Origin of the sequence: Pseudomonas sp. MH9.3 (genome assembly GCF_034354675.1) — a bacterium.
In the GTDB taxonomy this organism is placed as follows: Bacteria; Pseudomonadota; Gammaproteobacteria; order Pseudomonadales; family Pseudomonadaceae; genus Aquipseudomonas.
The window spans coordinates 742,686-767,420 of record NZ_CP133785.1 but is presented as its reverse complement, the minus strand read 5'-3'; the positions used below and the strand labels follow the sequence as shown (position 1 = coordinate 767,420).

Annotated in this window: 6 protein-coding genes; 5 read left to right on the top strand and 1 reads right to left on the bottom strand. The window is 66.3% G+C overall.

The window, feature by feature from the left end:
• Window positions 1–47: 47 nt before the first annotated feature.
• The gene (locus RHM60_RS02930; RefSeq protein ID WP_231421256.1) at window positions 48–2,108 is read right to left on the bottom strand and encodes a TonB-dependent receptor; all 2,061 of its coding nucleotides are present in this window, start codon (window positions 2,106–2,108) and stop codon (window positions 48–50) included.
• A gap of 295 nt (window positions 2,109–2,403) precedes the next feature.
• Between RHM60_RS02930 and RHM60_RS02925 the strand changes: the two genes are divergently transcribed.
• From RHM60_RS02925 to RHM60_RS02905, 5 genes are read left to right on the top strand one after another with little or no spacing between them, the layout of a single operon-like run.
• The gene (locus RHM60_RS02925; protein WP_416195175.1) at window positions 2,404–3,339 is read left to right on the top strand and encodes a TauD/TfdA family dioxygenase; all 936 of its coding nucleotides are present in this window, start codon (window positions 2,404–2,406) and stop codon (window positions 3,337–3,339) included.
• Window positions 3,340–3,347: 8 nt separating this feature from the next.
• On the top strand, window positions 3,348–6,719 hold the full coding sequence (locus tag RHM60_RS02920) for a condensation domain-containing protein (protein WP_322213542.1): 3,372 nt from the start codon (window positions 3,348–3,350) through the stop codon (window positions 6,717–6,719).
• A 17-nt stretch (window positions 6,720–6,736) separates the two neighbouring features.
• Window positions 6,737–7,783 carry a TauD/TfdA family dioxygenase gene (locus RHM60_RS02915; protein WP_322213540.1) on the top strand — a complete coding sequence of 349 codons (1,047 nt, stop codon included), beginning with the start codon at window positions 6,737–6,739 and terminating at the stop codon, window positions 7,781–7,783.
• A gap of 34 nt (window positions 7,784–7,817) precedes the next feature.
• The gene (locus tag RHM60_RS02910) at window positions 7,818–10,802 is read left to right on the top strand and encodes an amino acid adenylation domain-containing protein (protein WP_322213538.1); all 2,985 of its coding nucleotides are present in this window, start codon (window positions 7,818–7,820) and stop codon (window positions 10,800–10,802) included.
• 34 nt (window positions 10,803–10,836) lie between these two features.
• Complete coding sequence (locus tag RHM60_RS02905) at window positions 10,837–24,732, top strand: non-ribosomal peptide synthase/polyketide synthase (RefSeq protein WP_322213537.1); 13,896 nt, start codon at window positions 10,837–10,839, stop codon at window positions 24,730–24,732.
• Window positions 24,733–24,735 lie beyond the last annotated feature (3 nt).

Here is a 24,735-nt window from a genome sequence, read left to right as displayed (position 1 = left end):
CAGGCAAAACCGGACGCCGGGAACCTGGGGCCCCGGCGTCCAGAGGTTTACATGTCGTAACGCAGCACCAGGCCGAACGTGCGCGGCGCGCCCACATCGATGATGTCGCCGATGCGGTTGCTGGTGACGTATTCCTTGCCGAACGCGTTTTTCAGGTAACCGGACACCGCGACGTTCTTGGTGACCTTGTATTCGGTGCTGAAGTTGGTCAGCACGTAGTTGTCACTGCGACGCACCTTGCTCACATTGCCAGCAGCGTCGAACTCGAAGTCAGACGGCGCGGTGCTCTGGTAGGTCAGGTCGGTGTTGAGGGTCAGGCGGTCATTCCAGCGGTAGGTGCCGCCCACCGACATCTTGTATTTGGGCGAGTAGAGGAATGCCTGGCCGCTGCGGTCGGTGCCGTCGCCGGTGTTGAATTCCTTGTACTTGGAGTCGGTGACCGCGCCGCCGACATTCAGGGTGAACTGCTCGCCAAAGTCTTTTTCGACGGACACTTCCAGGCCCTTGATGTCGCTGCGACCGGCGTTGTAGACCAGGAAGAAATTACCCGTTGGATCGAGCACGCTGACCTGCTGATCCTTCCAGTCGGTGTAGTACAGGTTGGCACGCGCGCGCAGGCTCTTCTCGAGGAACGAACCGCGGTACGACAGCTCGTAGTTGGTGGTGTATTCCGGATCGTAGGCGGTGTGACCGCCACCGGCCCGCACGTTCACGCCACCGCCTCGGTAGCCCTTCTGCACCATGAAGCCGACGTACTGGTCAGGCATGAACTGATAGTCGACGCCGACTTTGGGCAGGAACGCATTGAAGCTCTTTTTCACCTTGCCGGGGCTGGAGAAGTCGTCCTGCTTGACGTCGGTATCGTTGGTCTCGTAGTCGTAGCGCAGGCCCGTGATCAGGGTCCAGTTCGGCGCAAAATCCCAATCCACTTCACCGAACACCGCAGCGTTCTTGACGTCCACATCGCCCTTGGCGGCGCCGCGCTGCACGTTGTTGAACAGCAAGCGGTCGTGGAAGCTGTTGGTGGTGTTGCCCAGGTACAGCCCGCCGAAGCTGCGCACCGTGTCGTTCTGGTACGCCAGGCGCAATTCCTGGCTGAACATGTCGCCGTTCTGCTCGCGCAGGATGACGTTGTTGGCCGTGGCGGTCTGGTCGAAGTCCTTGCGCGCGGTGTAGCCCGAGTGGGTGTAGCTGGTCATGTTGGTCAGCGTCCAGGCGTCGTTGAGGCGCCAGTCGATCTTCGCGCTCACGGTGTCCTGGTTGAGGTTGTCATAGGCCTTGGTGTTGGACGCAATCTTGTAATACTGCACCTTGTCGCCGATACGGGTGATCGAGTTGTCGCCCTGGCGGTGCTCGTTGTGCGCGTAGGTCAGCAGCACATCGGTGTCGTCGTTCGGGGTGATCAACAATTTGCCGCGATAGTTGCTGGTGCGGTGTGGGTTGGCGTCGTCGTTATTGGTGGTGTTGCGGATATAGCCGTCGCCGTCCTGGGTATCGATGGCGATACGGCCGGCGACCTTGTCGTCGATGATCGAGCCACCGCCGGCCACGGCCACGCCGTGCTCACCGTAGTTGCCGATGTTGGTCTGGGCGGAGAAGGTAGGTTCGAAAGTGGGGTTGCGGGTGGTGATCACCACCGCACCGGCCAGGGAGTTGCGCCCCTGAGTGGTGGACTGCGGGCCGAGGAGCACTTCGACCTGTTCGGTATCCCACAGGCCAACCGGGCTCAGCGTCAGCGCGCGGTTGGGTTGCTGGGCGCCATCGACATACACCGAAATCGCACCGTTCAAGGTTGCCGGGCCCTGGTCATCGAAACCGGACACCGGAACGCCACGAATACCCCAGTTCTCATTACCCGACTGGTTGTACACGCCTGGCGTACGGGCAAACACGTCGATCAGGCTGTGATCGGCCTTGTCGCGCAGTTGCTGCTCCGTCACCACCGCCACACTCGACTGGGTCTTCTCGAGCGAACGGTTCATCTTTTCGCCCGTGACGGTGACTGGAGCGATCTCCAGCGCCGCTGGCTGATCGTCCGCCCATGCAGTATTCATAAGGCAGACGGCTGATGCTACCGCCAACGCCAGTGTATTGATTTTGTGATTCACGCCCCGCTCCCCTACCGCAATTATTTGAGTTTTTATCCGTTGGCAAACACTGTTTTTTTCCCCAGCGGGGCGGAGTCTAAGCGAAAAAAAATATTAAAGGAATACTATTGATAATCCCTCTCATTAACACCTAGTATGCCCTTCGTACTGACATAAACACATTTTGTTAAACGTTTTGTGAAGGCCTCTGCCCGGTTTTCAAGGCCTGCTGTCACGTTGCTGAAAAGCCAAAAGCATAAACAGGATGTGCAAGACAATGACCTCCATCGAACACCCGGACGGACGTTTCAAGCCCATGTTGATCACGGATGATAACCACGGCGCCACCCTGCCCCGGTGCGTGCAGGCCAGCCCCGGCCAATCGATCCATGCGCTCGAGCAGTCGGTACGCGACAGCCTCGACGCCAGCTTGCGCACCGTCGGCGGCGTGCTGTTTCGCGGCTTCACGGTCGCCACCCCCATCGACTTCAAACGCTTTGCCGCCAGCTTCGGCGCGCCCCTGGCCAGCTACGAATTCGGCTCGACGCCGCGCAGCAAAGTGTTCGCCGGGGTCTACAGCTCCACCGAATACCCGGCGCACCAGTTCATCCCCTTGCACAACGAGCAGGCCTACACCCGGCCCTGGCCTTCGCGCATCTGGTTCCACTGCATCAAGGCCAGTGACACCGGCGGCGAGACGCCAATCTGCGACAGCCGCCTGATCTACCAGCGCATGCCCGCCGAGATCCGCGAGCTGTTCGCCAGCCGCGAACTGCTCTACGTGCGCAACTACAGCGGCGCCCTCGACCTGCCCTGGCAACAGGTGTTCAACACCGAAGACCGTGCCCAGGTCGAGCGCTACTGCCAGGACAACGGCATCGAGTGGGAGTGGAAAACCGACGGTGAACTGCGCACCCGCCAGCGCTGCCCCGCCGTGCTGCAGCACCCGGAAACCGGCGAGTGGGTCTGGTTCAACCAGGCGCACCTGTTTCACGTCTCGGCAATCGAGCCGGCCGTGCGCGCCAGCCTGCTGGCCGCCGTGGGTGAGGAAAACCTGCCGCGTCACGTGTACTTCGGCGACGGCTCGCCCATTGCCGACGCCCTGCTCGACAGCGTGCGCGCCGTGTATGACCAGACCGCCGTGAGCTTCCCCTGGCAGGCTGGCGACATCCTGATGCTCGACAACCGACTGGTCGCCCACGGGCGCAATCCTTATACCGGTGACCGCAAAGTCATCGTGGCCATGGCATGAATCCCACCATGTTTGCATTCAATCATTGGATAGACGTGCTGGAGGCCAACGCCCTGCACTTCCCGCAGCGTGCCGCGTTGCATTTTTTGCCCGACGGCGTCGACGTCGGCGAAACGCTCACCTTCGCCCAACTGCACGAACAGTCCCGATCCCTGGCCGCGGCCCTGCAAGCGCGCTACAACCCGGGCGAGCGTGTGCTGTTGATGCTGCCCAGCAGCCTCGACTATGTCCGCACCTTCTGCGCCTGCCTGTATGCCGGGTTGATCGCCGTGCCATTGTTCCCGCCGCCGTCGCGCAAGCCGCGGCATCTGGACCGCGTGCGCAACGTGGTGATCGATGCACAGCCGGCGCTGATCCTGGCGCCCGTCGAACACTGCGAGGCCCTGCGCGAACTGGTGGACCAGCGCATCGACGTACTGACCGTGCACGACCTCGGCACGCCGCCCGCCGGCCAATGGCAACGCCCGTCCATCGACGCCGCCACGGTGGCATTCCTGCAATACACCTCGGGCTCCACCGGCACGCCCAAAGGCGTTGAAGTGCGTCAGCGCAACCTGATCGCCAACGTCGAGCTGATGCGCCAGGCCTACGGTTTCGATGAACACGGCGCCATGGTCAACTGGCTGCCGCTGTATCACGACATGGGCCTGATCGGCGGCGTGCTGGCGCCCCTCTACAGCGGCATGCCGTGTTACCTGATGGCCTCGCAGACCTTCGTCAACGCGCCCTCCACCTGGCTGCAGGCGCTGAGTCGCTACCGCGCCACCGCCAGTTTTGCGCCCAACTTCGCCTACGCCCTGTGCAACCGCGTGGTCAGCGATAGCCTGATCGCCCAGCTCGACCTCAGTGCCTGGCAACACGCTATCAACGGCGCCGAGCCGATCCACCCCGGCACCCTCGACGCCTTTGCCCAGCGCTTTGCCGCCTGCGGTCTCAACCCGCTGGCCATCAGTCCCGGTTACGGCCAGGCCGAAGCCACCCTGTGCGTCAGTGCAACCCCGGCCGACGCGCTGCCCGTGGTGCTGCGCCTGGACAAACAGGTGCTGGAAACCGGTCGTGTGGCCCTGGCCAGCGGTGATGCGCCCGCAGTGGAGTTTGTCGCCTGTGGCTACCCCCAGGCCCATCACGCCATTGCCATCGCCAACCCGCACACCTTCGAGCGCTGCGCCGCCGATCGCATCGGCGAAGTGTGGCTGCAAGGCCCGAGCAATGCCGAGGCCTACTGGCAAAACCCCGAGGCCAGCCGCATCGCCTTCCAGGCGCAGATCGCCGGCGAGCCCGGCCATTACCTGCGCTCCGGCGACCTGGGCTTCATGCATCAGGGCCAGGTAGTGATCTGCGGGCGTCTCAAGGACCTGCTGATTCTCAACGGCCGCAACCTCTACCCCCACGATATCGAGTTTGCGATCACCGACAGCGAGCCCGGCATCCGCACCGGTCGCATCGCTGCCTTCTCGGAAATGGACCCGGTGCTGGGCCGCGAAAAACTGGTGATCGTGGCCGAGCCGCAACGCAAGTTCGTCGACCCGGCCCATCACCCGGCGCTGTTTGCATCGATGCAAAGCGCCGTGCGCGAAGCGGCTGACTGTGGCATCGATCAGATTGTGCTGGTGCAGGCCGGCACCATTCCCATGACCACCAGCGGCAAGATTGCCCGCCAGGGCGCCCGCACCCAACTGGCGGCCGGCACCCTGAGCATCATCGCCCAGAGCGGCGCCACGCCCGCCTCGCCCGCAAAACGCCTTGACGTCGCGCAATTGAGCGAGCAGCCCGACCTTGCCACCTGCCATCAATGGCTGGCGCAGACCCTGCTCGCGCTCAACCCGTACCTCAGCGTGAATACCGAACTCAGCCTGATCGGCCTGGGCCTGGACTCGATCGGCCTGGCCGATTTCGCCGCGCGCCTGCAGCGCGACCTAGGCTGGGAACTGGACACACAAAGCCTGTTCAGCGAACAGACCCTGGCGCACTGGGCGCAGGCGCTGCTGATCTACCTCGGCACCGCTGCCCCGCTCGCCAATCCCGCACCCGAGACTGACCTCAGCCATAGTCACCAGTCCTTCGCCCAGCGCCGATTATGGTTCCTGCATCAACTCAACCCGCAGGACACCCAGCACAACCTCGTGCTGCACCTGACACTGCACGGCGCACTGGACACGCAAGCCCTGTCGCAGCGGCTCGACGCGCTGGTCGAGCGTCACAGCGTGCTGCGCACGGTCTATCACGACGGCGTCGACGGCCCGCAGCAGCAGGTAATGCCCGCCAGCCCCGTGCAGTTGCTCGTGCAGGACAACCTGCAGGATTGCCTGGCCCGGGAACACGCAACCGCCATCGACCTGCAACACGGCCCGCTGCTGCGCGCGCACCTGATCAGCCAGGGCGACAGGCATGACCTGCTGCTGACCCTGCACCACATCGCCTTCGACGGCCGTTCCGCGCAATTGCTGCTCGCCGAACTGGCGGCGCACACCTCGCCTGATCGCCCTTTGCAATACCTCGACTTCGCCCGCTGGGAAGCGGCGCACTGGACGCCCTCGCGCATCGCCGCGCAGCAGGACTTCTGGCGCGCACACCTGGCCGACGTCCCGCAAACCCTGGCATTGGGTGGCAGCGGCGCGTCGCCGGGGCAGCACCGCCTCGACTTCAGCCTGCCTCAATCGCGCTGCGATGCGCTGTCCGCTCTCGCCCGTGAACAGGGCATGACCCTGTTCATGCTGCTGCTGGCCTGCTACCAGCTGGTGCTCAAGCAATTGGGAGGCCAGCCGCGCTTTTTGCTCGGCACCGACGTCAGCGGTCGTCCGCTGGCGGCGCATAACGAGGTGATCGGCTTCTTCGTCAACCAACTCACCCTGCGCTGCGAGGTAGAGGGCGAGTCAAGCCTCGGCGAGTTTTTCCAACAGGTGCGCGAGCAGGCGCAGCAAGCCTACGCCCATCAGGACCTGCCGTTCGACCTGGTGGTCGCCGCGCTGGCCCCCGCACGACGTCCGGGCCACGCGCCGCTGTTCCAGGTCAAGCTGAACTATCAACCGTCACGTTCAGCGCCGACGCTGATTGCCGGCGCGCACCTGCACACGCTCGATGTGGCCCAGGCACCGGGGGATTTCCACCTGGTGCTGGACCTGGTACATGCCGGCCATGGCATCGACGCCACGCTGAAATATCGTGGCGAGCACTTCGATCAGGCCCGTGCCTTGCGCCTGCAACACCTGTGGACGCGTCTGCTGGACGAGGCCGGCGACTGGTTGAGCGAGTCGCTGCCCGCACTGGCGGCGCGCCTCGACACCTGGGACCAGGCCTTCCAGCGCGAAAGCCAGCACACCCAGGTCAGCGCCGGGCGCAGCCAGTTGCTGCAGACCAAACGACGCTCACTGACCCTTTGACAGAGGTGGATGCCTGTATGCCAGACGTACCCCCAACGCCGCGCACCCTCGGCGGTGTACGCCGCAAAGCGATGAACGTCGCCCCACGGCAACTGGTCAGCGAACGCCTGCTCAGCGCCGACCACGCCCTGCCGCTGGTGATCGAACCGGCCGTCGAGGGCGTTGACCTCGCCGCGTGGGCCGCCAGTGAGCGCGACGCCCTGGAACAGAAACTGCTGCAACACGGCGCCTTGCTGTTTCGTGGTTTCGGCGTCACCTCGGTGGAACAGTTCGACCAGGTCATCGCCGCGCTGTCCCCCGGCGCCCTGGAGTACATGTTCCGCGCCTCGCCGCGCACCCGGGTGGGCGGCAACATCTACACCTCGACCGACTACCCGGCCGACCAGATGATCTTCCCGCACAACGAGCACTCCTATTCGCCACGGTTTCCGCTGCGGCTGTTCTTCTACTGCCAGTTGCCTTCCGAGACCGGCGGCGAAACCCCGATTGGCTCCACCCGCACGGTCAAGTCACGCATCAGCAGCGAGATCCAGGCGCGCTTTCGCGAAAAAGGCGTGCTCTATGTGCGCAACTACGGCGACGGCTTCGGCCTGCCGTGGCAGAGCGTGTTCCAGTCCAGCGAGCGCAGCGACGTCGAAGCCTACTGCGCCAGCGTCGGCATCGAGGTCGAGTGGAAGGCAAACAACCGATTGCGCACTCGCCAACGCGGTCCGGCCGTGGTGCGCCACCCGCGTACCGGCGAAGAGGTCTGGTTCAACCACGCGACGTTCTTTCATATCAGCACCCTGCCGGCGGCGATCCGCGATTCGCTGCAAGGCAACTTCAACGACCTCGACCTGCCCACCAACACCTTTTACGGCGATGGCACGCCCATCGAGCCCCAGGTGCTGCAAGCGCTGCGCGCCGCCTACCTCGATTCGCTGGTGCGCTTCAACTGGCAACAGGGCGACGTACTGTTTATCGACAACATGCTCGCGGTCCACGGCCGCGAACCCTTTACCGGCAAGCGCGCAATCATGACCGGCATGGCCGAGGCCCTGCTGTCCAGCGACGTCGCCGTGTGAGCGCTCTCCACCCTATTTTGCAGTTGAGTTGAACATGAACGGACTTCAAGGCTTTCGCATCTCGCCGCAACAGGCTTCCCTTTACCCACACCTCAACGGCGGCAGCCGGCACCCGTTCGGTTGCCAACTGCAATGGGCCGTGACCCAGCCGGTCGACGCCGACACCCTCACACAGCGCCTGCAAGCGCTGGCGGGCGGCAGCGAGATCCTGCGCACCCAACTGACGCCGGTGCCCGGCTTGCGCCACCCGGTGCAGGTGATCCATGACGCGTGCGCGTTGCGCGTCAACGTGGCGCAGCAGATCCCGTCGCTTGCGCAGGGCTGGACACAGCCGCTGACGGTCACCCTCGTGCAACGGCCCGACGGCCAGGTGCTGCACCTGGCCGCCGCCAGCAGCCACCTGGACCTCGCCAGCCTCACACTGCTGGCGACAGCCCTGCTGCAAGACACCCCGCCGGACCTGGCCGACAGCCTGCAATACGCCGATTACGCCGAATGGCGCTGGAGCCTGGTCGAAGACGCACCGCAGCATCCCGGCGCGCTGTTCTGGAACCCTGCGGCCGAGCACGAACGGCACGCCTTGCAACTGTCACTGGAAACACCCGGTGACGGTGGATTTGCCCCCGCACATCTGGACATCAGCCTGCCCAATCACCCGGCCTTCACCGCCCACCTGATGCTGACTGCCTGGGCCGTGCTGCTTGGGCGCCTGTCCGGGCAACAGCAAGTCCCCATTACTCTGATTCACCCCAGCCGTGGACCGGAACTCGACAGCGCCGTGGGCCTGTTCGAGCAGAGCCTGCCCCTGCGCATCGACCTGCAGGCGCAGGCCACCCTGCAGGAACAGAGCGCCCACATCGGCACCCTGGTAGAGCACGCCGCCGGCTGGCAGGACTATTACACCGGCGACCTCAGCGGCGGTTATGCCTTCGCCTGGCGCGCCAGTGCCCCGCGCGAACGCGAGGCCAGCGCGGTGATGAGCCCGGCCAAGGCGTGCCTGCAGGTCCATCAGGGCGGCGACCGGCTCCGCGCGCAGTTGGTCTACGACTGCAATCAGCTCAGCACTGAGGCGGCCGCCTGCCTGGCCGAGCAATGGGCGCAACTGCTGCAGGCCGCGCTGGCCAACCCGCAGCAGCCCTGGGCGCAACTGCCCATCAGCGGCCCGCAGCAAGCGGCGATCATCGCCGCACCGACACAGCCGCCGGTGATCGAAGCGGTGACGCTGGTGGAGCTGATCGCTCGCCAGGTGCAGCGCCAGCCCGATGCCGTCGCCCTCAGCGATCAACAGGGCGACCTGACCTACGCGCAACTGGACGCCAGCGCCACACAACTGGCGCACCAACTGGCGCACGCCGGGATCGCCGCCAACGTGCCAGTGGGCATTCTGTTCCCGCGCGGCAACGCCGCCATCGTCGCCATGCTCGCCGTAATGAAGGCCGGGGGCGCCTACGTGCCGGTCGACCCCACTTACCCGCAGGACCGTCGCGCCTACATGCTCGCCGACAGCGCCATCGCGCACATCATCGTCAGCCCCGAGCTGGCCGACAGCGTTCCGGCCGGCCTGCAACGCTTTGTGCTGGCCGATCTGCACGCAGCCAGCACCCTGCCGCCATTGCCCCTGCCCCACCGCGACGACCTTGCGTACCTGATTTATACCTCCGGTTCCACCGGCGCACCCAAAGCCGTGGAAATCAGCCACGGCGCCCTGAGCCATTCCACCCAGGTGCGCATGGCCGCGTATCAGGCGCCCGTGAGCGCCTACCTGCTGCTGTCGTCATTTGCCTTCGACAGCTCGGTGGCCGGGATTTTCTGGACCCTGGCCCAGGGCGGCCGCCTGGTCTTGCCGGCGCCCGGCGAAGAACTGGACATGCCGCGCCTGGCACAACTGGTCGCGCAGCACCGGGTCAGCCATGGCCTGTCGCTGCCGTCGCTGTACCAGGCGCTGCTGGATCAGTTGGGCGGCGCCGACAGCCTGCGCTGCTGGATCGTTGCCGGTGAGGCGTGCCCGCCGTCGCTGATTGCCCAGCACCGCAACGCCCTGCCCGGGGCCTTGCTGGTCAATGAATACGGCCCCACCGAAGCCACCGTGTGGGCCACTTACGACGTGCTCGACAGCGACCGCGCCCTGACCATCGGCCGCCCGATTGCCGGCATGGACCTGCGCGTCCTCAATGAACACGAGGTCGCCAGCGGCATCGGTGAGCCGGGCGAGATCATTCTTGCCGGTCCGACCCTGGCCCGGGGTTACCGCCACAAACCCGAAGAAACCGCCAAAGCCTTCGTCACCCTCGCCGATGGCACCCGCGCCTACCGTACCGGCGACCTCGCCTGCTGGCTGGCCGACGGGCGCCTGGCGTTCCTCGGGCGCAAAGACCATCAGGTCAAGTTGCGCGGCTACCGCATCGAACTCGGCGAGATCGAGCGCCAACTGTGCAGCCACAGCGACGTGCGTGAAGCGGCAGTGATCGTGCAGGACCAGCCCGCCGGCAAGCGCCTGCTCGCCTACGTGCTCGCCGCCCACGGCTATGCGCCGGATTCCGAGGCGCTCAAGCGCTACCTCGGCGAGCGCTTGCCGTCGTACATGGTGCCCACCCGCGTAATCACCCTCGGCGCCTTCCCGCGCACGCCCAACGGCAAGCTCGACCTCCAGCAGTTGCCCGACCCGGATCAACTTGACCAGAGCGGCCATGTGGCCCCGCGCACGCCGATGGAAACCACGCTGCACGCCATCGTCGCCAAGGTCCTGAAACTGCCCCGTGTCAGCGTCACCGAGAGCTTCTTCGCCATCGGCGGCGACTCGATTCTCAGCCTGCAAGTGGTGGCCCAGGCTCACGAACAAGGTATCGCGCTGTCGGCCAAGCACGTGTTCGAGCACCAGAGCATCGCCGCCATGGCCAGCGTCGCCCAGCCGCTGGACGCAAGCCCGGCGCAGGCGCAAAGCGCCGAGTTCAGCGCCTCCGGCATGTCGGATGACGAACTCAACGCGCTGATGGCCGAGCTCAACGACGCCGACCTGTAACCGCCGTCGCCCCTATTTCTGCAGGACGTTTTGAATGACCACCGACAACACCACGCGCAATCCGATCGAAGATGTCTACCCGCTGTCACCGCTGCAACAAGGGATGCTGTTCCACTCCCTGCTGCACGAGGACTCCGGGGTGTACCTGATGCAGGATCGCTACCGAATCGGTGGGGCCATTGACGAGACCGCGTTTCTTGAAGCATGGCGCCAGGTGGTGGCGCTGCACCCGTCGCTGCGCGCCAGCTTCCAGTGGAAAACCCAGAAGCAGCCGGTGCAGGTGATCCACCGCGAGGTCAAGGTACCGCTCGATACCCTCGACCTGCGCGGGCTGGCGCCCCACGAGCAGCAGGCGCGCATTCGTACGCTGCTGGAGGAGGAGCAGAAAGTCGGTTTCAACCTGTCCAAGCCGCCGCTGATCCGCTTTCGTCTGGTGCGCCTGGCCGATGAGGCCTATGAATTCATCCGCAGTTTCCACCATATCCTGATGGATGCCTGGTGCATTTCCCTGGTGACCGTGGACTTTCTCAAGGTCTACGAGGCGCTGTGCAACCAGCGCACGCCGCAGATCAGCGCCCCCCGGCCGTTTCGCGACTACATCCAATGGCTGCAACGTCAGGACGCGGGCAAGGCCGAGCAGTTCTGGCGCGGCCAGTTGCACGGGCTCAACGCGCCGACGCCGCTCACCGTGGACAACGGCGTGGCGCGCGACCGCTATACCGATGCAGTGCTGGTGGACGATCAACTGATCCACCTGGACGCGCAGCACACCCAGGCGCTGGCCAGTTTCTGCCGCAGCCGCCGCATCACCCCCAACACCTTTTTCCAGGGCGTGTGGTCGCTGCTGCTGTCGCGCTACAGCGGGCAACGCGACGTGGTGTTCGGCGTCACCGTGGCCGGGCGTCCGGCCGAGCTCACCGGCGTCGCCGAAATGATCGGCCTGTTCATCAACACCCTGCCGTTGCGCGTCAGCGTCGATCCCGAGGCACGGCTGGACGACTGGCTGGGGGACTTGCAGGCACTCAACGTGCAGATGCGCGACTTCGAGCACACGCCGCTCACCGATATCCAGGGCTGGAGCGACTTCCCCCGTGGCGAAACCCTGTTCGACAGCATTCTGGTGTTCGAGAACGCCCCCATCGATGAGCAGATTCTCGACGGCGGCTTTCAGTTCAGCCTCGACGGCATGGACCACAGCGTGCACACCCACTATGGCTTGACCGTGGTGATCCTGCCCGGCGAGCAACTGGGCATCCGCGTGTCGTACGACCGCGAGCGTTTTACCGCCGAGACGGTGCAGCGTCTGCTCGGCCACCTGGCCAGCCTGGTGCGCGGCATGCTCGCCGCGCCAGAGGCAGCGCTGGGCAGTTTCGAGCTGCTGGCCGCCGATGAACGCGAGCAATTGCTGGGCGACTGGGCGCTCAACCCCCACGACTTCCCGCTGGATAAAAGCTACGCCGAACTGTTTGCCGCCCAGGTCGCCGAACGCGGCGATCAGGTGGCCGCGATCTGCGACGGCCACTCCCTGACCTACGCCGAACTGGACCGGCGCGCCACGCGCCTGGCCCACGCCCTGCGTGCGGCCGGCGCCGCCGAAGACCGCTTGGTGGCGCTGCTTGCCCCCCGTGGCCTGGCGCTGTTGACCGCAATGATCGCGGTGTTCAAGGCCGGCGCGGCGATGCTGCCGCTGGAGGTCAACCACCCGCCGGAGCGCCTGCGCGAAATCCTCAGCCTGTCCCGCGCGCCTTTGCTGGTCGCCAGTGAAGACTGCAGCGGCCTGCTCGATCAGCTGCTCAGCGGCCTCGATCACGCGCCCCGGGCGCTGTTCGCCGAAGCGGCCTGGAACACCCCCAACGATGCACCGCTGGCACTCGCCGGCACCCCGCACAGCCTGGCCTACGTGCTGTTCACCTCGGGCTCGACCGGTACGCCCAAGGGCGTGATGATCGAACAGCGCAGCATGCTCAATAACATCTTCGGCAAAGTCCCGGCCCTGGGCCTGAACGCCGCCGACCGCATTCCACAGACCGCCTCGGTGGCCTTCGATATCAGCGTGTGGCAGTTCCTCGCCGCCCCGGTACTCGGCGCCACCGTGCACATCCTGCCGGACGAGGTCGCCCACGACCCGCAACGCCTGCTGCAGGTGCTCGCCAGCGAGCGCCTGAATGTGCTGGAAATCGTCCCGAGCCTGATGCGCACCCTGCTTGCGCTGTGCCCGTGCGACTTGCAACTGCCCGACCTGCGCTGGGTGCTGCCCACCGGCGAAGCGTTGCCGCCGACCGTGGCCCGCGACTGGTTTGCGCGGTTCCCCGCTATCGCGCTGATGAACGCCTACGGCCCCGCCGAATGCGCCGACGACGTGGCGTTCCAGCCGATCACCGAAGCGCCGCACGCCAGCGTCAGCCACATGCCCATCGGCAAGCCCACCGCCAACAACCGCCTGTACGTGCTCGATGAAGCACTGCGCCCGGTGCCCGTTGGCGTGGCCGGGGAAATCTGCGTCGGCGGCGTCGGCGTGGGTCGCGGCTACCTGCACGACCCGCAGCGCAGCGCCGAAGCCTTCATCGAGCATGCGCAGATCGACGGTCGCCTGTACCGCACCGGCGACCTTGGCCGCTGGCGTGCCGACGGGGTGATCGAATACCTCGGTCGCCGCGACCAGCAGGTCAAGCTGCGCGGGCACCGCATCGAACTGACCGAAATCGAACACCGCCTGGCCCAGCACCCGAACGTGCGCGAAGCGGCCGTGCTGCTGCGTGAAAACAGCGTGGGCGAAGCCTGGCTGGTGGCCTACTGGTCGGCCCATGACGAAAGCCTGGGCAACCATGGCTTGAGCGAACACCTGCGCGCGCAGTTGCCGCCGTACATGGTGCCGGCCGCCTTTGAGTGCCTCGACCGCCTGCCGCTGAACAACAACGGCAAGGTCGACCGCAAGGCCCTCGCTGCGCTGCAACTGACCTGGCAGGCAGACGCCAGCGAAAGCCTCGCGCCGCGTAACGAACACGAAGCCGCCATTGCCGCCATCTGGGCCGAAGTGCTGGGCCGCGACAGCGTGGGTGTGGAAGACAATTTCTTCACCCTCGGCGGCCATTCACTGCTGGCGACGCAGATCGTCGCGCGCCTGCGCAGCACGTTCAAACTCGAGCTGCCGCTGCGGGTGCTGTTCGAACAGCCCACCGTCGCGCTGCTGGCCGTGGCCATCGCCGAGCGTGAGGCCCAGGCCGCAGCACCGCAAGCCGTCGCGTCCGATTCGCTACAGGCCAGACCGCGCCCGGCGCTGCTGCCGTTGTCGTTCTCCCAGCAACGCCTGTGGTTTATCGAGCAACTGACGCCCGGCACCACGCTGTTCAATATCCCGTTTGCCCTGCGCCTCAGCGGGCAACTCGACGTGGCAGCCCTGCACGCCAGCCTGAATGACCTGCTGGCGCGCCATGAAATCCTGCGCACCGGCATTCGCAGCGTGGACGGCGTGCCGAGCCAGCACATCAGCGCGGCGCTGAACATCGAGCTGCCGTTCGAAGACCTGTCGAACCTGGCCGCCACCGCCCGTGAAGGCGCGCAATTCAACGCCCTGCAAGCCACCTTCGAACACCCCTTCGACCTGACGGCGCCGCCGCTGCTGCGCGCGCGCCTGCTCAAAGTGGCGCCGGACGAACACGTGCTGGGCATTGCCCTGCATCACCTGGTGTCCGACGCCTGGTCGGCCACCATCGCCCTGCGTGAGCTGGCGCAAGGGTACGAAGCCCGCCACCACGGCGCCGCCGCGCAATTGCCGGCCCTGCCCCTGCAATACGCCGACTTCGCCCTGTGGCAGCGTGATCACCTGCAAGGCGCTGAACTTGCGCGCCAACTCGACTACTGGACGCGCACCCTTGACCGCCGCGACCAGGACGCCAGCCCCCTGCTGGCCTTGCCCACCGACCATCCACGGCCGTCGGTGCAGAGCTACCGCGCGGGGCTGGTGCAACGCGAACTCAGCGCCGCCCTCAGCGGCCGCGTGCAGGCACTCGCCAGTCGCCTGGGCACCACGCCGTTCAGCGTCCTGTTCGCAGGCTTTGCGGTATTGATGCACCGCTTGAGCGGCGACGCCACCGTACTGATCGGCACCCCGGTTACGCACCGTGAACAGCCGGGCACCGAAGGCCTGCTGGGAATCCTGCTGAATAATTTGGCGATCCGCGCCGACTTCAGCGCCCAGGCCGATTTCAACGCGGTGGTTGTCCAAGTCGCCACGCGTTTGCGCGAAGGCCTGCAACACCAGGACCTGCCGTTCGAACAACTGGTGGACAGCCTGCAACTGCCGCGCAGCCTCAGCCATGCGCCGTTGTATCAGGTGATGGTTGCGCAGCAATTGGGCATGGAGGCGCGCCTGCAGTTTCCGGGGCTGGCCTTCGAAGCGCTCGACACGCCGCTCAAGCACTCCGAATGCGACCTCGACCTGCATGTGCTGTGCCCGGCGGATGCGCCGATTCAGCTCGAGCTGATGTTCGCCCTCGACCTCTTCACCCAGGACAGCGCACGGCAAACCCTGGCGCGCCTGGAACACCTGCTGGAACAACTGCTCGCCGCGCCGCAACGCGCGGTCGCCACCCTGCCCTTGCTGATGCCCGCCGAGTGGCAGCGCACGGTGGTGGAGTGGAACCGTACCGAGATGGACGTGCCGCAGCACCTGACCTTCGCCCAGCTGTTCGAACAGCAGGCCGAGCGCACGCCTGAGCGTGACGCGCTGTGCTTTGAAGGCCAACGCCTGAGCTACGCCGAACTGAACCGCCGCGCCAACCAGGTCGCCCATTACCTGCGCGGGCAAGGCGTGGGCGCCAACCGCCCGGTGGCGCTGTGTGTGGAGCGTTCGCTGGAATTGCTGATCGGCCTGCTGGGCATTCTCAAGGCCGGTGGCGCCTATGTGCCGCTGGACCCGAGCTACCCCGCCGAGCGCCTGGCCTACATGCTCGACGACGCGCAGCCGCGGTTGTTCGTCGGCCAGCAAGGCCTGCTCGAACAGCTGGGCAGCCACCTGCCACGCCTGCATCTGGACGCCGATGCCGCGCTGCTCGCCAGCCAACCCGAGAGCAACCCCGCCGCGCTGGCAGGTCCCGATGACCTGGCCTATATCATGTACACCTCCGGCTCCACCGGTAAGCCCAAGGGCACGCTGGTCACCAACGCGTCGGTGGTCAACCTGGCCTGGGCGCGCATTCACGGTCTGTACCGGCGCTACACCGACCAGCCGATGCGCACCAGCTTCAACTACTCGTTCGCCTTCGACAGCTCGGTGGCCGAACTGATCCTGCTGCTCGACGGCCACAGCCTGTACCTGACCCCGGAAGACGTGCGCTACGACCCGGCCGCCCTGGCGCAATTCTTCAAGAGCACACGCCTGGACGCCTTCGAATGCACCCCGGCGCAGCTCAAGAGCCTGCTCGAAACCGACGGCGTGCGCCGTGGCGAGACCTACCTGCCGCGCTTCGTGCTGTTTGGCGGCGATGCGGTGGACGCGCAGCTCTGGCAACACCTGCCGTCCATCGCCGGCAGCCGTTTCTTCAACACCTACGGCCCCACCGAGTGCACCGTGGACGCGACCGGCTGCGCGGTGGATGACTTCCCGCAGCGGCCGATCATTGGCCGGCCGATTGCCAACGTGCGCACCTACGTGCTCGACGCGTTCCTCAACCCACTGCCGGTGGGTGTGCCCGGCGAGCTGCATATCGGCGGTGCCGGCGTGACCCGCGGCTACCTCAACCGCGCCGAGCAGACCGCCAACGTGTTCATCGACGATCCTTTCTCGCCGCTGCCAGAGGCACGCATGTACAAGTCCGGCGACCTGGTGCGCTGGCTGCCCGGTGGCCAGCTCGAATACCTGGGCCGCATGGACCATCAAGTGAAAATCCGTGGTTTCCGCGTCGAGCTGGGCGAAATCGAAGCCCTGCTCGGCGCGCAACCCGGCGTACGCCAGGCGGTGGTGCTGGCCCGTGAAGACGTGCCCGGCGACAAGCGCCTGGTGGCCTACGTCAGTTGCGCCCAGCCCGACCTCAGCGCGTGGCGCCACGCCCTGGGCGCCGCCCTGCCCGACTACATGGTGCCGTCGGCCTTTGTGGTGCTGGACTCGTTGCCCCTGACCGATAACGGCAAACTCAACCGCAAGGCCTTGCCCGCGCCGCACACCCAGGCCGAGCCGGACGCCACGGACCCACCGCGCACCGACGCCGAACGCCAGCTCGCCGCCCTGTGGGCCGAGCTGCTGAAGCTGCCGTTGAGCGCAATCGGGCGTGACAGCCAGTTCTTTTACCTGGGCGGCCATTCGCTGTTGGCGGCCGTGCTGTTTGCGCGCCTGCGTCAGCAATTTGCCACGGTGCCACCGCTGCGGGCGGTGTTCGAGCATCCCACCTTGCAGGCCCTGGCGGCGTTGCTCGCGCAGCCGCTGCAAACACCCCGCGACACCTTCGTGCCCGCCCCGCGCCCTGCGCGCCTGCCGTTGTCGTTCGAACAACAGCGCCTGTGGTTCCTCGAGCAACTGAGCGGCGCCAGTGAGTACAACGTGGTCAGCGCCGTGCAGTTCGACGGCGAACTGCACGTACCGGCGCTGCAAGCGGCGCTGAACCACGTGATTCAACGCCACGAAATCCTGCGCAGCCGCATCGTGCGTGAGCCGGCCGGTGAACTGGCGCTGGTGATCGAACCCCACGTCGAGCTGACGCTGGCCACGACGCACTGGGACGCCGTCACCGACACGCACTGGCAGCAACTGAACGAAGACGCAATCCAGGCCGCCACCGCGCAGCGTTTTGACCTGGCCCGTGAAGCACCGATTCGCGCGCGCCTGCTCAAACGCAACAGGCAGGCGTTGCTGGTGCTGACTCTGCACCACTGCGTGAGCGACGATGCCTCCACGCAGAACCTGCTCGACGAACTGGCCCGCTGCTACAAAGGCGAGCAGCACAGCCTGCCGGCGCTGGCCCTGCAATACCCGGATTACGCGCTGTGGCAGCGCGAAGCGGCGCAGCAGGCGCGGTTCGACAGTCAGTTGGCCTACTGGCGAACGCAACTGGAGGACGGCAGCTACCAGCTGGAACTGCCCACCGACCAGCCACGCCCGCACCTGCTCGACCCGCGTGCCGGCTCGGTGCAGCTGCAATTGCCCGCCGAGCTGACCTCGCGCTTGCGCCAGTTTGCCCAGCAGCGCGGCGCAACCCTGTACATGCTGCTGCTCAGCGCCGCACAACTGTTGCTGGGACGCTACGCCAACCAGCGCGATGTGCGCGTCGGCAGCCCGGTGGCGCAGCGGCCATTGGCCGAGTTGCAGCCGCTGATCGGTTGCTTCGTCAACACCCTGGTGATGCGCGCCGACCTGGCACCGGGGCTGGACTTCGCCGGCTTGCTCGACCAGGTGCGCAACACCGTGCTCGACGCCCAGCAGCATCAGGACGTGCCGTTCGATCAACTGGTCGAACACCTCGCGCCCGAACGCAGCCTCGGCCAGACGCCGTTGTTCCAGGTGCTGTTCGTCATGCAGAACGGCACTGCCGACGCCAGCCAGTGGCCGCACTTGCAGGTGCGTGAACGGGCAGTGACGGCCGCCGCCACCAAGTTCGACCTGAACTGGGAAGTGCACGACGGTGAAGTGCTGTCGGTGTTGCTGGAATACCGCAGCGCGCTGTTCAGCCAGGCCACTGCTCAACGCTGGTTGACGCAATGGCAGGCACTGCTGCAAAGCATGCTCGACGCACCGCAGACGCTGATCGCCGACTGGTCGCCGCTGACCGACGCCGAGCGCCTGCAACAGCAGGCGTGGAACGCTACCCAACGGCATTACCCTGGCCCGACCGACCTGCACACGGCCCTGCGCCAACAGGCGGCACTCACGCCGAATGCGCCTGCGTTGATCTTCGAAGACCAGCGCCTGAGCTACGCCGAGCTGGACCAGCGCGCCCAACACGTCGCCCGTGCCCTGCGCGCGGCCGGCATTGGCCGCGAATCGATTGTGCCGGTGTGCATGGAGCGCTCGGTGGAGATGGTGGTGGCCTTGCTCGGCATTGTGCATGCCGGCGCCGCCTGGCTGCCGCTCGATCCCGAGTTGCCGGCCGCGCGTCTGGCATTCCTGATCGAGGATGCAGATGCTCTGGTCACGTTGACCCAGCCCCAGTGGCTGTCGCACCTGCCCGCAGGCCATAGCGCCTGGACGCTGGACGCACTGCCCGACGCGGGCAACGTCGAACCGCTGAAGATGCAGGCCAATGACCTCGCCTACGTGCTGTACACCTCCGGCTCCACCGGCCAGCCCAAAGGCGTGATGAACGAACACGGCGCGCTGATGAACCGCCTGCACTGGATGCAGGATGCCTATCCGATTGGGCCTGACGATCGCGTGCTGCAAAAGACGCCGTACAGCTTCGACGTGTCGGTGTGGGAGTTCTTCTGGCCGCTGATCACTGGCGCCACGCTGGTGGTGGCGCGTCCCGATGGTCATCGTGACCCGGCCTACCTCAGCCAGCTGATCCAGCAGGAACAGGTCACCACCCTGCACTTCGTGCCGTCGATGCTGCGCGCGTTTGCCGAAGAACCGAGCCTGGCCGCCTGCCGCAGCCTGCGTCAGGTATTCGCCAGCGGCGAGGCGCTGCCAGCGGATCTGGTGCAGCGCTTCATGAGCCGCCACCCGGCGGCGCTGGTCAACCTGTATGGCCCGACCGAAGCGGCGATTGACGTGTCGGTGTGGCGTTGCTCGGTCGACGACCCTGTGGTGCCGATCGGCAAGCCCATCGCCAACCTGCAGTTGCATATTCTGGATGACCAGCAGCAGCCGTTGCCCATCGGTACGGCCGGCGAACTGTATATCGGTGGCGTCGGCGTTGCGCGCGGCTACCTGAAACGCGACGACCTCACCGCCGAACGCTTCCTCACGGTGAACGACGAACGCCTGTACCGCACCGGTGACCGTTGCCGCTTCCTGCCTGACGGCAATATCGACTACCTCGGCCGCCTCGACCATCAGGTCAAGCTGCGCGGCCAGCGCATCGAACTCGGCGAAATCGACGCTGCCCTGCTGGCACGGCCGCAGGTGCGCGAAGCCGCTACTTTGCTGCTCGACCAACGTCTGGTGAGTTTCTGGAGCGGTGACGCCAGCGAAGCCGAACTGCGCGCGGCGCTCGCCCGCGAACTGCCGTCCCACCTGCTGCCGAGCCTGCTGGTGCAGCTCGATCACCTGCCGCTCACTCCCAACGGCAAGCTCGACCGCAAGGCGCTCGCCGCCATCCGCCTGCCCGACGCAAGTCGCGAGCAGCCGCACCGTGCGCCGCGCAACGCCAACGAAACGCTGCTGTGCGAGGTGTTCAGCGAAGTACTGCAATGCCCGCAGGTGGGCATCGACGACCACTTCTTCCAGCTTGGCGGTCATTCCCTGCTGGCCACGCAACTGGTCGCCCGGGTGCGGGAACGCCTGGGGGTGACCTTGCCGTTGGCACGGGTATTTGCCCAGCCGACCGTCGCGGCCCTGGCCGCGCAGCTGGACGACGCCTTGCCGGGTGAACAGATCACGCCGCAGCCACGTCCGGCTGCCCTGCCGCTGGGCCTGGCGCAACAGCGGTTCTGGATGCTCAGCCGACTGGTGCCACAATCGCGCGAATACCATATGCCGTTCGCGCTGACCTTGACCGGTGCGCTGAACCTGCCGGCCTTGCGCGCCGCCTTTGATCAGCTCAGCGAACGCCATCTGGTGCTGCGCAGCCGCATTAGGGAAGTCGCAGGCCAGGCGCATTTGCTGATCGATCCGCAAGGCCCGGCGCTGCAGGTGACGTCGGTTGCCGAGCGCGACTGGGACAGTGCGTGCAACCGCGCGCAGACCGAGTTGATGGCCCCCTTCGACCTGGCAAACGCCGCCCCATGGCGCGCGCATTTAATGCACCGCCAGGGCCGCGACGAGCACCTGCTGCTGGTGTGCCTGCACCACAGCGCCACCGATGGCTGGGCCATGCGCCTGCTGATCGACGAACTGGCCCAGGCGTACCGCGCCGGGCTGCACGGGCAGGCGCCCGACTGGACGCCACTGCCCATCGACTACGTCGACTTCGCCCTGTGGCAACAGCACCCGCACACCCAGGCCCGGCGCGCGGCCAGCCTGACGTACTGGAAAAACCACCTGGGCGAGGACGACTACCGCCTCGAACTGCCGCTGGACCAGCCACGCGCCGCTGAAGCGGATCGGCGTGCCGGTCAACTGAATCTCAGCCTGGGCCGCGAACGTTCGGCAGCGATTCGCCACTTCGCGCGGCAGCGCGGCACCACGCCATACGTGGTGCTCGCCAGCGCCTTGAGCGCCCTGCTGGCCCGCTACAGCGGCCAGCGCGATATTCGCCTGGGCACTCCGGCGGACCAGCGCGACCAACCGCAAACCCAGACCCTGCTGGCCTGCCTGGTCAATACCCTGGTAATCCGCAGCGACGTCGACCAACAGGCCCCGGCCGCAACCCTGCTGGCTGCGATAGAAGCCGATCTGCGCGCGGCCCAGGCCCATGCCGACCTGCCGTTCGCCAGCCTGGTCAGCGCCGTGACCCAGCGCCGCGACCTCAACCGCACACCGCTGTTCCAGGTGCTGTTCTCCCTCAATCACGGCCATATGGACAGCCGCCAATGGCCAGGGCTGGCCCTTGAAGAACGCAGCCTGCCGGCCATCGACGCCAAGTTCGAACAAAGCTGGGAAGTGCACGACGACGGCAGCGACATGACCCTGGCGCTGGAATACCAGGCCGCGCTGTTCAACGCCGCCACGATGCAACGCTGGAGCGCGCAATGGTGTGCGCTGCTCGATGCACTGGTGTCAACGCCGGAGCGCGCGCTGGTCGAGCTGTTCCCGCAGCAGCAGGATCAGGCGCAGCTGGCGCAATGGAACGCCACCGAGCGGCATTACCCTGGCCCGACCGACCTGCACACGGCCCTGAGCCAACAGGCCGCACTCACGCCGAATGCGCCAGCCTTGGTGTTCGAAGACCAGCGCCTGAGCTACGCCGAGCTGGACCAGCGCGCCCAACACGTCGCCCGTGCCCTGCGCGCGGCCGGCATTGGTCGCGAGTCAATTGTGCCGGTGTGCATGGAGCGCTCGGTGGAGATGGTGGTGGCCTTGCTCGGCATCGTGCATGCCGGTGCTGCCTGGCTGCCGCTCGATCCGGAACTGCCGGCCGCGCGCCTGGCGTTTTTGATTGACGATGCGGATGCCCGGGTCACCCTGACCCAACCTCAGTGGCTGTCGCACCTGCCCGCAAACCATACCGCTTGGACGCTGGACTCACTGCCCGCGGCTGACAACGTCGAACCGCTGAACGTGCAGGCCAACGACCTCGCCTATGTGCTCTACACCTCGGGTTCCACCGGCCAGCCAAAAGGCGTGATGAACGAACACGGCGCGCTGATGAACCGCCTGCACTGGATGCAGGATGCCTTTGCGATTGGGCCTGACGACCGCGTGCTGCAAAAGACGCCGTACAGCTTCGACGTGTCGGTGTGGGAGTTCTTCTGGCCGCTGATCACCGGCGCCACGCTGGTGGTGGCGCGTCCCGATGGGCACCGTGATCCGGCTTACCTGAGCCAGTTGATCCAGCAGGAGCAGGTCACCACCCTGCATTTCGTACCGTCGATGCTGCGCGCGTTTGTCGAAGAACCGAGCCTGGCCGCCTGCCGCAGCCTGCGTCAGGTGTTCGCCAGCGGCGAGGCGCTGCCGGCGGATCTGGTGCAGCGTTTCATGCGTCGCCACCCGGCGGCGCTGGTCAACCTGTATGGCCCGACCGAAGCGGCGATTGACGTGTCGGTGTGGCGTTGCTCGGTGGACGACCTTGTCGTGCCGATCGGCAAGCCCATCGCCAACCTGCGCCTGCACATTCTGGATGAGCAGCAGCAGCCGTTGCCGATTGGCAGCATCGGCGAGCTGTATATCGGTGGCGTCGGCGTTGCGCGCGGCTACCTGAAGCGTGACGACCTGACCGCCGAACGCTTCCTCACGGTGAACGGCGAACGCCTGTACCGCACCGGCGACCGCTGCCGCTTCCTGCCTGACGGCAATATCGATTACCTCGGCCGCCTCGACCATCAGGTCAAGCTGCGCGGCCAACGCATCGAACTGGGCGAAATCGATGCCGCGCTGCTCGGTCAGCCGGGCGTCAGCGGCGCCTGCACGCTGGTGGTCGACAATCGCCTGGTGGCGTTCTACAGCGGCGCTGCAGCCGAGACGGCGCTGGGCGCCGCACTCAGCGGTCAACTGCCGGCTTATATGGTGCCTGTCGTGTGGGTGCAACTGCCAAGCCTGCCGCTGACCACCAATGGCAAGCTCGACCGCAAAGCGCTGGCGGCGCTGCCTCTGCCGCAGCACCAACAGGCGTCGGTCGCACCACGCAATGCCCTGGAAGGCCTGGTGTGCCAACTGTTCAGCGACTTGCTCGGCGACAGCCTCACCGGCGGCCGCGCGGTCGGCACCGCGGACAGCTTCTTTGCCTTGGGCGGTGACTCGATCCTCGGCCTCAAGCTGATTTCGCAGTTGCGCGACCACGGTTATGCCCTCACGCCCAAGGACCTGTTCCGCGCCCAGACCCCGGCGGGCCTGGCGCAGCTGATCACGCCGCTGCTGGCCGTGGCCGAGCAAGGCGAAGTCCGCGGTGCGATGCCGTTGATGCCGCTGCATCAATGGTTCTTCGACCAGCAGCAAGCGCAGCCTGCCTACTGGAACCAATCGGTGCTGGCCGACAGCGCGCGTCCACTGCAAGCGGCGCTGGTGCAGAAGACACTCGATCATCTGGTCGCCCATCACGACGCCCTGCGCCTGCGCTTCAATGCCGCGCACGGCCAGTGGCAGGCGGAGATTGCAGCGGTCGAACCGGCGCGGCTGACCCTGGCAAGCCAGGCGCAGCAATTACACGAAGTCGCGGGCAGTCTGGACCTGCAACACGGCCCGCTGTTCGCCGCCGCGCTGCTGCAAGGCACGCCACAGCGCCTGTACCTGGTGGCTCATCACCTGGTGATCGACGCCGTGTCGTGGGGGCCGTTGCTGGAAGATTTCCAGCAGGTGTATGCCGCGCTGGAAAGCGGCGCGCCCGTGGTGCTGCCGGCGAAAACCACGTCCTACCGGCAATGGGCCGAGCAGTTGCATGGGCGGGCCGCCAGTGCCGCCGTCGAGCAGCCTTACTGGGCGCGCCAACTCGCCGTCACGCCGATGCCGCAAGCCACGGTGGCCGAGCGCCAGACCCTCTCGGCGCGCTGGGATGCCACGCGCACCCAGCAATGGCTGACCGAGTCCCACGCCGCCTACCGCACCCAGCCGGAAGAACTGCTGATCGCCGCCCTGGTCGCGACACTCGCCGAAGTCGAGCAGCGCCAGGACATCGTCGTCGATCTGGAGCGCCATGGTCGCGATGCGGGCTTCGAAGGGCTTGACGTGAGCCGCACCGTCGGCTGGTTCACCACCCTGTTCCCGTTGCGGGTGAATGCCCGAGGCACGCCCGGCGACTGGGTGCGCCAGACCAAGGAAGCGTTGCGCGCGGTGCCCGGACAGGGCCTGGGGTACGGCTTGCTGCGCCTGCGCGGTGCGCTGCCGGCCGGCAACGGTGACGTGCTGTTCAACTACCTGGGCCATGAGCAAGCGCCAGCCGGCTGGTTGCGCGCCAGCACCCTGGCGGCGCCGGCGGAGGTTGCGCCTGCCAACCGTGTGAGCCATGCCCGTGAAGTGGTGGCGTGGCTGGAGGACGGCGTGTTGCAGCTGCATTGGCACAGCATCAGCGCCGAGGCCGACCGCGACCTGCCCGCGCGCCTGCTGACGCACCTGCAAACGCTGCTCGAACATTGCCTCGATCCCCAGGCGGGCGCGCTGATGCCGTCCGACTTTCCGTTGGCCAAGGCACTGAATCAGAAGTCCCTCGACACGTTGCTGGGCAAGCTCAAGAGCAAACCGAATTCCTGAGAA

Coding starts and splice junctions, on each gene's coding strand:
- RHM60_RS02905 (WP_322213537.1), top strand. CDS start 10,837: ATGACCACCGACAACACCACGCGCAATCCGATCGAAGATGTCTACCCG.
- RHM60_RS02915 (WP_322213540.1), top strand. CDS start 6,737: ATGCCAGACGTACCCCCAACGCCGCGCACCCTCGGCGGTGTACGCCGC.
- RHM60_RS02910 (WP_322213538.1), top strand. CDS start 7,818: ATGAACGGACTTCAAGGCTTTCGCATCTCGCCGCAACAGGCTTCCCTT.
- RHM60_RS02920 (WP_322213542.1), top strand. CDS start 3,348: ATGTTTGCATTCAATCATTGGATAGACGTGCTGGAGGCCAACGCCCTG.
- RHM60_RS02925 (WP_416195175.1), top strand. CDS start 2,404: ATGTTGATCACGGATGATAACCACGGCGCCACCCTGCCCCGGTGCGTG.